General features: G+C 37.7%; 10 protein-coding genes, 1 tRNA gene and 1 pseudogene. 9 read left to right on the plus strand and 3 right to left on the minus strand.

The window, feature by feature from the left end; all coding sequences use genetic code 11:
* Nucleotides 1–114 precede the first annotated feature (114 nt).
* Complete coding sequence (locus E0E02_RS02980) at nucleotides 115–636, plus strand: transporter (RefSeq protein WP_240789012.1); 522 nt, start codon at nucleotides 115–117, stop codon at nucleotides 634–636.
* A 133-nt stretch (nucleotides 637–769) separates the two neighbouring features.
* Here the strand turns inward: E0E02_RS02980 and E0E02_RS02985 are convergent, their stop codons facing one another.
* Entirely contained in the window at nucleotides 770–1,723 is a 954-nt protein-coding gene (locus E0E02_RS02985) for a S66 peptidase family protein (protein ID WP_133017802.1), read from the minus strand.
* A gap of 153 nt (nucleotides 1,724–1,876) precedes the next feature.
* Here E0E02_RS02985 and E0E02_RS02990 point away from each other — a divergent pair.
* The 3 genes from E0E02_RS02990 (at nucleotide 1,877) to tsf (ending at nucleotide 4,156) form a co-directional block, all read left to right on the plus strand.
* Nucleotides 1,877–1,947, plus strand: a tRNA-Cys gene (locus E0E02_RS02990).
* 295 nt (nucleotides 1,948–2,242) lie between these two features.
* Nucleotides 2,243–3,010, plus strand: a complete 768-nt coding sequence (gene rpsB / locus E0E02_RS02995; protein WP_074564586.1) for a 30S ribosomal protein S2 — start codon at nucleotides 2,243–2,245, stop codon at nucleotides 3,008–3,010.
* 108 nt (nucleotides 3,011–3,118) lie between these two features.
* Nucleotides 3,119–4,156 (plus strand): translation elongation factor Ts, encoded by a 1,038-nt coding sequence (gene tsf, locus E0E02_RS03000; RefSeq protein WP_074869514.1) that lies wholly within the window; start codon nucleotides 3,119–3,121, stop codon nucleotides 4,154–4,156.
* A gap of 99 nt (nucleotides 4,157–4,255) precedes the next feature.
* Here the strand turns inward: tsf and E0E02_RS03005 are convergent, their stop codons facing one another.
* Complete coding sequence (locus tag E0E02_RS03005; RefSeq protein ID WP_074560991.1) at nucleotides 4,256–4,720, minus strand: small multi-drug export protein; 465 nt, start codon at nucleotides 4,718–4,720, stop codon at nucleotides 4,256–4,258.
* 257 nt (nucleotides 4,721–4,977) lie between these two features.
* Between E0E02_RS03005 and E0E02_RS03010 the strand changes: the two genes are divergently transcribed.
* Together E0E02_RS03010 and E0E02_RS03015 are read left to right on the plus strand one after the other, a co-directional pair.
* Nucleotides 4,978–5,439 carry a CtsR family transcriptional regulator gene (locus tag E0E02_RS03010; protein ID WP_039696152.1) on the plus strand — a complete coding sequence of 154 codons (462 nt, stop codon included), beginning with the start codon at nucleotides 4,978–4,980 and terminating at the stop codon, nucleotides 5,437–5,439.
* On the plus strand, nucleotides 5,436–7,877 hold the full coding sequence (locus E0E02_RS03015) for an ATP-dependent Clp protease ATP-binding subunit (protein WP_133017803.1): 2,442 nt from the start codon (nucleotides 5,436–5,438) through the stop codon (nucleotides 7,875–7,877). Before E0E02_RS03010 ends, E0E02_RS03015 begins: the two co-directional genes overlap by 4 nt.
* Before the next feature lie 45 nt (nucleotides 7,878–7,922).
* On the opposite strand, the gene E0E02_RS03020 is transcribed toward E0E02_RS03015, so the two are convergent.
* Nucleotides 7,923–8,294, minus strand: coding sequence for a response regulator (locus tag E0E02_RS03020; protein WP_133017804.1), 372 nt, complete (start codon nucleotides 8,292–8,294; stop codon nucleotides 7,923–7,925).
* Between the two features lie 187 nt (nucleotides 8,295–8,481).
* Between E0E02_RS03020 and E0E02_RS03025 the strand changes: the two genes are divergently transcribed.
* From E0E02_RS03025 to E0E02_RS03035, 3 genes and pseudogenes are all read left to right on the plus strand, one after another.
* The gene (locus E0E02_RS03025) at nucleotides 8,482–8,814 is read left to right on the plus strand and encodes a LytTR family DNA-binding domain-containing protein (protein WP_133017805.1); all 333 of its coding nucleotides are present in this window, start codon (nucleotides 8,482–8,484) and stop codon (nucleotides 8,812–8,814) included.
* A 9-nt stretch (nucleotides 8,815–8,823) separates the two neighbouring features.
* The gene (locus E0E02_RS03030; RefSeq protein WP_133017806.1) at nucleotides 8,824–9,558 is read left to right on the plus strand and encodes a response regulator transcription factor; all 735 of its coding nucleotides are present in this window, start codon (nucleotides 8,824–8,826) and stop codon (nucleotides 9,556–9,558) included.
* 3 nt (nucleotides 9,559–9,561) lie between these two features.
* A pseudogene (locus tag E0E02_RS03035) lies at nucleotides 9,562–9,945 on the plus strand (histidine kinase); the annotation flags it as partial.

The following is a 9,945-nucleotide window of genomic DNA, read 5'->3' on the forward strand; positions in this document are numbered from 1 at the left end:
CCCTCGTATTGAAGGTAACTTGTCTAATGAATCTGTTTAACCTCTTACCATTCACAGCAGATGGCGAGGTGATTTTACTGTCAATTGTTCAGCTAATTCAAAAGGAGAAAAATAGTGAAAAATAAAAAAATGAAACTTGGTCTCTTTATCATTTTGTTTGCGATTATTTTTGGTGGTGGTTATATCGTTACCAATAAATTAAACGGAACAAGTGCTTATGTTGATGAAACGGCTCAGCTGGTTAAAGATAATCCAGATGATGTGGTTAGTCGCTTAGAAGCTAAAGAACAAGGCATGTATTATTTTGGCTTTCCAACCTGTCCGTGGTGTGTTGAGTTATTGCCTGTCTTAGACAAGGAATTACAAGCAGACCATGTTAAAGCCTATACAGTCGATGTTCGAGGTAAACATTATAGCGACGCTGACAATGCTATCGTGAAAAAATTCTCTCAAACTTATACCAAAGAAGACAAATTATACGTTCCTTTTGTCGTTGCAATTAATAGTTCAGGAGATGTTAAAGTTCACGTTGGTACGGTCGATGACCATGATGCCACTAAAGATAAAATGACTAAAAATCAAGAAAAACGTCTGGTTAAAATCCTGGACAAAATGATTACTTTTAGTCAAAGCTGAAAGATAAATAAATACGCCACTTCGTTTTAAAACGAAAGGGCGTATTTTTGAATTGAGGTTTTTAACATCAACTATTCTATTTTTTATTGTAACTTCTTTAGTTTCCTGAATTGTGATTCATTACAGGGGAGTTTTATTCCTTGATATGGATAGATAATTCACCAGTGTCAATGCTTGCTTGGGCGCCGATAGTGATTGTAAAGAGTGGCTGAGTGTGGGCAAAATCAAGGTCATACATGACAGGAATGGTTTTAAGAAGTGGGTGCTTGTCTAGGATATAGGTTAATATTTCGGGTGTCATTTGGCACTCCTTTGGGAAGCGTCCGATAAGCACTGCTTTTGGATTGGGGTAAGCTTGTAAAATGGCTGCTAAATTGCGGTCAAAATCATGATAGTCATCTTCTTCTGCCTCTTCTAAGAAAAGGACATAATCGTTGACTTGAGGGGCGTAAGGTGTCCCGCGAAGAAGTCCAAAAGTAGACAAATTTCCACCAATAATGGTGCCAGAAGCTTTCCCTGCGTTGTAAATTTTCCATTCTGTTGGCATAAAATGACGTGGTTGTGTTGGGTCATACCAAGGGTCGCTTGACCACTCCTGACTTGGAACAAGGTCATAAGCTGATTTTGTCATGGCATTTAACCAAGCCTTGCTCTGGTAATCTTGACCTTCTTTCATTTTAAAACTAGAATATGATGGTCCCATGTAAGTGAGGTTTCCAGTTTTAGCAAAAATAGCATTTAAAAAAGCTGTTGAATCAGAATAACCGCAGATAATTTTGGGGTGTTTGGCAATTAAGTCGTAGTCAAGATAGGGCAACAGTTCGTTAGAATTAAAACCACCAATCGTAGCCAGAATAGCATCAACAGAGTCATCAGCAAAAGCAGCGTGCAAATCAGCAACACGGCTCTTGATTGAAGAAGAATAGAGCATATCAGATTCTAAATAATGTTCTGAAAATGACACACGAAATCCTAGATTTTCTAACGTTTCCTTGGCAGAAAGATTGGCTTCAAATCCACCCAAGCGAGCAATTGAATCTGACGGACTGAGTACGCGAATGTGACTGTTAGGACTTAGTTTTTTCATAAACCACCTCCAAAGATTTTTAGTATTCTATCATAGATTGTTGAAATTTCAAGGGTAAAGCTGTGAATTCTTTTATTTTCATAAACCTCTTTCAGAATTTCACGAATTAGGCTTGACGAGCTTATTATTTTAGGGTAAAATATTATCTGTTATGGCGGTATAGCCAAGTGGTAAGGCACGGCTCTGCAAAAGCTTGATCGTCGGTTCAAATCCGTCTACCGCCTTCATAATGCCAAGTAAGCTCGATTAATCGAGCTTTTTTTGTTTTTATCTTGGAAAAAACCGTGAAAATTTAGTGGTTATTTTCAGTTATCAAAAGGCTCCAAAAAGCCTAAAATAAAAACTCTTTCAAGCCGCATATGGCTTGCCAATAGCTTGCTTTTATGGTAAACTATGATAGTTGTATTATGCAACAAATACTCATTCTGGATGTATTGTGAGTCTGTTGCTCATTATGAGTGGATTTGCAAGATGAAGTCTGGAAGAGGAAAAAAACATTTTATAAAGGAGAAACTACTCATGGCAGTAATTTCAATGAAACAACTTCTTGAAGCTGGTGTTCACTTCGGTCACCAAACTCGTCGCTGGAACCCTAAGATGGCTAAATACATCTTCACAGAACGTAACGGTATCCACGTTATCGACCTTCAACAAACTGTAAAAATGGCTGACGCAGCTTACGAATTCGTTCGTGATGCAGCTGCTAACGACGCTGTAATCTTGTTTGTTGGTACTAAAAAACAAGCTGCTGACGCTGTTAAAGAAGAAGCAGAACGCGCAGGTCAATACTACATCAACCACCGTTGGTTGGGTGGAACTCTTACAAACTGGGATACTATCCAAAAACGTATCGCTCGTTTGAAAGAAATCAAACGTATGGAAGAAGATGGAACTTTTGAAGTTCTTCCTAAGAAAGAAGTTGCTCTTCTTAACAAACAACGTGCTCGTCTTGAAAAATTCTTGGGCGGTATCGAAGATATGCCACGTATTCCAGACGTAATGTACATTGTTGACCCACACAAAGAACAAATCGCTGTTAAAGAAGCTAAAAAACTTGGTATCCCTGTAGTAGCTATGGTTGATACTAACGCTGATCCAGATGATATCGATGTTATCATCCCAGCTAACGATGACGCTATCCGCGCCGTTAAATTGATCACTTCTAAATTGGCTGACGCTGTTATCGAAGGACGCCAAGGTGAAGATGCTGACGCTGATTTCCAAGCAGAAGCAAAAGCTGATTCAATCGAAGAAATCGTTGAAGTTGTAGAAGGCGACAACGAATAAGATTAGAGTCTTAACAGTCTTTGATATGCTTTAAAACGGGGCAGAAAGCAAACCGCTCTGTCTCGTTTTTATTATTTGGTAAACAAAAAAATCCTGGAGGACATAAAAATGGCAATTACTGCAGCTCAAGTAAAAGAATTGCGTGAAAAATCAGGTGCTGGTGTCATGGACGCTAAAAAAGCACTTGTTGAAACTGACGGTGACATGGAAAAAGCAATTGAATTGCTTCGTGAAAAAGGTATGGCTAAAGCAGCTAAAAAAGCTGACCGCGTTGCTGCTGAAGGTTTGACTGGTACTTACGTTGACGGTAACGTTGCAGCAGTTGTTGAAGTTAACGCTGAAACTGACTTCGTTGCTCAAAACGCACAATTCGTTGAATTGGTTAAAGAAACAGCTAAAGCTATCGCTGAACAAAAACCTGCTAACAACGAAGAAGCACTTAAAGTAACTTTGGCTTCAGGTGATACTTTGGAAGCAGCTTACGTTAACGCAACTGCAACTATCGGTGAAAAAATCTCATTCCGTCGTTTTGCACTTATCGAAAAAACTGACGAACAACACTTCGGTGCTTACCAACACAACGGTGGACGTATCGGTGTTATCACAGTTCTTGAAGGTGGCGACGAAGCTCTTGCAAAACAAGTTTCAATGCACGTTGCAGCTATGAAACCAACAGTTCTTTCATACAAAGAACTTGACGAACAATTCATCCACGATGAATTGGCTCAAATGAACCACGCTATCGATCTTGATAACGAATCACGTGCAATGGTTAACAAACCAGCTCTTCCACACTTGAAATTTGGTTCTAAATCACAATTGACTGATGAAATCATCGCTCAAGCTGAAGAAGATATCAAAGCAGAACTTAAAGCTGAAGGTAAACCAGAAAAAATCTGGGATAAAATCATCCCTGGTAAAATGGCTCGCTTCATGCTTGACAACACTAAAGTTGACCAACAATACACACTTCTTGCACAAGTTTACATCATGGACGACAGCAAAACTGTTGAACAATACCTTGATTCAGTAAACGCAAAAGTTGTTACTTTCGCTCGTTTCGAAGTTGGTGAAGGTATCGAAAAAGCAGCTAACGACTTTGAATCAGAAGTTGCAGCTACAATGGCAGCAGCTCTTAACAAATAAGAATAGCTTGCTAATATAAAAAGAAGATCACTTAGTGGTCTTCTTTTTTTGTGTGTAACATTAAAGAGCTTGGGATTTCCAAGCTCTTAGTTTTTTAGATTAAGATAAAGCACCTAAACCAAGAACAGTTAGTGTTCCCATGATTAAGCCTGCAAGGATAACCCCTAGCATAACAGCTGTAATACTGCGTTTGAAGTCCCAGTCAAGAATTGAAGCGGCAAGTGTTCCTGTCCAAGCTCCTGTTCCAGGAATTGGAATTCCTACAAAGAGAAGAAGAGCAATGAAAATTCCTTTGTCACCAGCAGTATCTGCAAGTTTTTTACCACCTTTATGACCTTTTTTCAAACACCAAGTAAAGAAACCGCCGATAACAGGTTTATCAGCTCCCCACTCTAAAACGCGGCGAGCAAAGAAGAAGATAATTGGAACTGGAAGCATGTTGGCAACAACCCCGATAATCAGTGCTTGCCACATTGGAATACCAGTTGCGATAGCATAAGGAACAGCACCACGAAGCTCAATAAGTGGCACCATGCCGATTAAAAATGTAATAATATAGTTCATTACTTGAAACCTTTCATTTGTTACAAGGTTAATTGTATCTTATCTAGGAAACAAACTCAACTAAAATCTGTTCTAATAGTAAAATACTATTGCTTAATAAGCGCTATTTATTTTAAATGGTGAGAAAAGCTTACGAGAGCAGGTCATTTGGTGTATTTTCGTTTATAAAAAGTGATATTTTTGTTATAATATTAGTCAGTTATAGTCAAAGAGAGTCCATCTTGAAATGGTCTTTAATCTTGAAAAGGAGGAAGCTAATGGCAAAAAATACATCTGATAGTATTGAAGAATACATCAAGCAATTACTTGCCCAATCAGGTATTGCTGAGATTAAGCGGTCAAACTTGGCAGATGCCTTTCAAGTTGTTCCTAGCCAAATTAACTACGTGATTAAAACACGTTTTACAGAAAGTCGTGGCTATACAGTCGAAAGTAAGCGTGGTGGCGGTGGTTATATTCGCATTGCTAGAGTGCGTTTCTCAGACCAACACCAAATGTTTGATAATCTTATGGCAAATATCGGTGAACGTATCAGCGAGCAAGTCTTTACAGATTTGATTCAATTACTTTTTGACGAAAAAATTATTAGTGAACGTGAAGGAAATCTGATTTTAGCAACAGCTACTGATGAAGTTTTAGGAAAAGATGCTCCAGAAATTCGAGCACGTATGTTGCGAAAAATCTTACAAAGATTAGATAGAAAAGGATTCCATTTATGAGTGAATATTCAATGAAAATGCAGGAGGTTTTCAGTATCGCCCAGTATCAGGCGGCGAGATTTGAAAGCCCATATTTAGAAAGTTGGCATGTGCTTTTAGCCATGGTAGCTGTCCATGATTCAGTGGCAGGGTTAACATTTGCTGAATACCAAAATAAAATTGCTTACGAAGAGTACGAAGCGGCAGCTGTTTTGGCACTCGGAAAATCACCTTTGGCAGATGTGAAAAATGTGCAGTTCTTAGAACAATCTAAAGCCTTAAAAGACGTTTTAGCCTTTGCTGAATCAATTTGCAAAGTGACTGGCAGCACTGAAGTCGGAACAGAGCATGTCCTTTATGCTATGTTGTTGAATCTCGATTTGTTTGCGACACGTCTTTTGGAAGTTGCTGGATTTAAAAATAAAGAAGATGGTGATTCAGCACGCTTGCTTGATTTGCGTAAATCATTGTCACGTAATGCTGGATTTACTAAAGAAAAAATCAAAGCTATTCACGATCTTCGCAAACCCAAAAAAGCCACAATGGGCGGTGCTTTCTCAGAAATGATGAAACCTCAGTCAACAGCGGGAGAATTATCAGATTTCACGCGTGATTTGACTGAAATGGCACGCCAAGGAAAATTGGAACCAGTTATTGGTCGCGAAAAAGAAATTTCTCGCATGGTACAAGTTCTTAGCCGTAAGACAAAGAATAATCCTGTCTTGGTCGGTGAAGCTGGGGTCGGAAAAACTGCCCTTGCTTACGGTCTAGCGCAGCGTATCGTCAATGGTGAAATTCCTTATGAGCTTCAAGACATGCGTGTTTTAGAGCTTGATATGATGAGCGTTGTAGCGGGAACTCGTTTCCGTGGTGACTTTGAGGAGCGCATGAACCAAATCATCTCAGATATCGAAGAAGATGGTCATATTATTCTTTTCATTGATGAAGTGCACACCATTATGGGTTCTGGTTCTGGAATTGACAGTACGTTAGATGCTGCTAATATCTTGAAACCTGCTCTTGCACGTGGTACGCTTCACATGGTTGGTGCGACAACTCAAGAAGAGTATCAAAAACATATCGAAAAAGATGCAGCTCTTTCACGTCGTTTTGCGAAAATTACGATTGAAGAACCAAGTGTTGAAGATGCTTATCAGATTCTTCTTGGACTTAAGAAATCTTACGAAACTTTCCACAATGTAACGATTTCTGATGCCGCTGTGTTGACAGCAGTTAAAGCTGCCCACCGTTATTTGACAAGTAAGAATCTACCAGACTCAGCTATTGATTTGCTTGATGAAGCTAGTGCAACTGTTCAAGGTTTGGTGAAAAAAGAAACACCTTCTGACTTAACTCCAGCTGACCAAGCTATCTTAGAAGGTGATTTCAAAAAAGCTACGAAATTGCTGAAAGCTTCACGTAAAGCTGTGACACGTAAGCCAACAGCTGTGACAGAAGATGACATCATGGCAACTCTTAGCCGTTTGTCAGGTATTCCTGTTGAAAAAATGACGCAAGCTGACAGCAAGAAATATTTGACGCTTGAAAAAGAATTGCATAAACGTGTTATTGGTCAAGATGCTGCAATTTCTGCCATTAGCCGTGCTATTCGTCGAAATCAAGCTGGTATCCGTACAGGAAAACGTCCAATTGGTTCATTTATGTTCTTAGGACCAACTGGTGTTGGTAAGACAGAATTAGCTAAGGCTTTAGCAGAGCTACTTTTTGATGATGAATCAGCGCTTATCCGCTTTGACATGTCTGAATACATGGAAAAATTTGCGGCGAGTCGTTTAAACGGAGCGCCTCCAGGATATGTTGGTTACGAAGAAGGTGGCGAATTAACCGAAAAAGTTCGCAACAAACCTTATTCAGTGCTTCTTTTTGATGAGGTTGAAAAAGCTCACCCAGATATTTTCAATGTTTTACTTCAAGTCTTGGATGATGGTGTGTTGACAGACAGTCGTGGTCGTAAAGTTGATTTCTCAAATACGATTATTATCATGACGTCAAACCTTGGTGCGACAGCTCTTCGTGATGATAAGACAGTCGGATTTGGTGCGCGTGACATGGCTCATGACTATGATGCTATGCAAAAACGTATCATGGAAGAACTTAAGAAAGCTTATCGTCCTGAGTTTATCAACCGTATTGATGAAAAAGTTGTCTTCCACCACTTGACACAAGAAAATATGCGTGACGTGGTTAAAATCATGGTTAAACCATTGATTGCAACCTTAGCTGAAAAAGATATTACGCTTAAATTCCAACCATCAGCACTTAAATATCTTGCTGAAGCTGGATATGACCCAGAAATGGGTGCCCGTCCACTTCGCCGTACCCTACAAGATAAAGTCGAAGACAAACTATCAGAACTTATCCTATCAGGCGAATTAGCAAGTGGAAATACTCTTAAAATTGGTGTCTCAAAAGGACAACTCAAATTTGATATTGCATAACAAATAACCCTGCTTGGATAAAACAAGCAGGGTTTTAGTTTGGTATCAATAGCTTATTGATGCAATATCATGGACATAACTTGCCAATTCAGCATGATCTAGCTGTGATAGATTTAAAATTCCTAAAAAGCAAAGATGGGTTCGGTACATTTTTTTATAGTCAAGGTCATTAGAAATCAAAATAAGATTTGAATGGGGCTCTTTAGATCTTATTTGTTTAGCAATTTTAATGCCGTTCCAAGTCTTTAAATGTACGTCATTTATGATAAAATAAGTATTAGGAGTTTTATGATTTGGAATGAGTCGATAAAACGACTTGTGTTTAATCGCTTTATTAGGATAATATTCAGCTAAGATTTTTTTGATAGTATGGTAAAAATCTTTATTGTACCAAACTGGTTGCATGACATAAATCATAGAACCTCCTTTCAAAATTATTGTAGCAAATGTAAATGTAATATTTGGGCTTATCTAATGAACAGTCACTTATTTGTCATGAATAGCAGTTTTTTTACCGTTCATGATATTTTAAATGCCGTTCGTTACATAGTCGTAAATGATTGCTTTGCTTTTGTTACGATAGTTTTATCAGGAGGTTTTTTGTATGGATTATATCATGGTAACAAAAGGAAGACTATCATTAAAAGTAAAGTTAATAGATATTTATTACGTAAGCACAGTGGCAAATAAGCCGCATGTCTTAAAAGTTGTAACAGAAAATGATTGTTATGAAATTTATGGGAAATTAAAAGATATTCAAGCAATTGCTCCACATATCTTTACACGATGTCATAAACAGTATCTGGTCAATCTTTTTCATGTTAAAGGGATTAATAAGGAAAAGCAACAAATTATTTTTATAACAAGTTGTATTGACAATATTAAGTGTTCAAGACGGTGCTTAAAAGATGTCATACAAACTTGGGAAAATATATAGGAGTTTAAAATGCTAAATATCTTTGTGTTAGAGGATGATTTTTTCCAACAATCACGTTTGGAACAAGCTATTAATCGTTGTATGAAAGAAAATCAACTGAAATACCGTCAGTTGGAGATTTTTGGGAAGCCTCAACAGCTTTTGGAAGCTATCAAGGAACAAGGGAATCATCAATTTTTTTTCTTAGATATTGAAATTAAAGGAGAAGAGAAAAAAGGAATGGAGATTGCGCGTGAAATTCGTGCTAAAGACCCTAATGCAGTGATTGTTTTTGTGACGACGCACTCTGAATTTATGCCAGTAACTTATAAGTACCGTGTAGCGGCACTTGATTTTATTGATAAAGGGCTAAATGAAGAGGAGTTTCAAGAGGCAGTATCATCTGTCTTAGTATATGCTTTTGAAAATGTCGATACCACAGTAGCAAGTGATGCCTTTGTCTTTAAAAACGAGCATTCACACGTTCAAGTTCCTTTTTCGGATATTTTGTACTTCGAGACATCATCAACAATTCACAAAGTTATTTTAACCACAAAAACAGGGCATATGGAATTTTATGGCAAGGTTTCAGATATCGCAAAAGCAGACGAACGCCTTTACCAAAGTCACCGTGCCTATGTCGTTAATCCAGAAAATGTCACCAAAATTGATCGCACCAACCATATCGTCTACTTCGAAGGCGATGAATCGTGCTTTGTGTCACGCCTGAAACTAAAAGGATTAATCGAAAGAGTGGAGAAATAGAGGATGACGGTTTATAACGATGGAGTTTTTTATTTAAAGTGGTTGATTATATTAGTTATTTTTCAACAAGTGAGTGGTATTAAATTAGGATGGAAGAGATTATCATTTATCCCACTCATATATGCACTCATTGGGTATTTTTGCTATGATGTTGAAGTTTATTTAGAACCATTTTATTTATTGATTACATTTTTTATTTATAAGTTAAAAAATGTATGGAATTGGAATCAATATATTTTTAATGGTTTATTTCCTATCGTTGTGTCAGATCTTTTTACACGAATTGCTGGTTTATATTTAAGGTTTGTATTGAATATTTCTTTAGAAGAATGGTGGACATATAAATGGGCAAATTTTATAGTTGTCATTTTATTAATTCCCCTTTAT

The sequence above is a fragment of the Streptococcus sp. KCJ4932 genome (assembly GCF_004352745.1).
Lineage (GTDB): Bacteria > Bacillota > Bacilli > Lactobacillales > Streptococcaceae > Streptococcus > Streptococcus ruminicola.

Excerpts from the sequence above, each read along its gene's own strand:
- E0E02_RS02985 (WP_133017802.1), bottom strand. The coding sequence starts at position 1,723 with ATGAAAAAACTAAGTCCTAACAGTCACATTCGCGTACTCAGTCCGTCA.
- rpsB (WP_074564586.1), top strand. The coding sequence starts at position 2,243 with ATGGCAGTAATTTCAATGAAACAACTTCTTGAAGCTGGTGTTCACTTC.
- tsf (WP_074869514.1), top strand. The coding sequence starts at position 3,119 with ATGGCAATTACTGCAGCTCAAGTAAAAGAATTGCGTGAAAAATCAGGT.
- E0E02_RS03005 (WP_074560991.1), bottom strand. The coding sequence starts at position 4,720 with ATGAACTATATTATTACATTTTTAATCGGCATGGTGCCACTTATTGAG.
- E0E02_RS03010 (WP_039696152.1), top strand. The coding sequence starts at position 4,978 with ATGGCAAAAAATACATCTGATAGTATTGAAGAATACATCAAGCAATTA.
- E0E02_RS03015 (WP_133017803.1), top strand. The coding sequence starts at position 5,436 with ATGAGTGAATATTCAATGAAAATGCAGGAGGTTTTCAGTATCGCCCAG.
- E0E02_RS03020 (WP_133017804.1), bottom strand. The coding sequence starts at position 8,294 with ATGATTTATGTCATGCAACCAGTTTGGTACAATAAAGATTTTTACCAT.
- E0E02_RS03025 (WP_133017805.1), top strand. The coding sequence starts at position 8,482 with ATGGATTATATCATGGTAACAAAAGGAAGACTATCATTAAAAGTAAAG.
- E0E02_RS03030 (WP_133017806.1), top strand. The coding sequence starts at position 8,824 with ATGCTAAATATCTTTGTGTTAGAGGATGATTTTTTCCAACAATCACGT.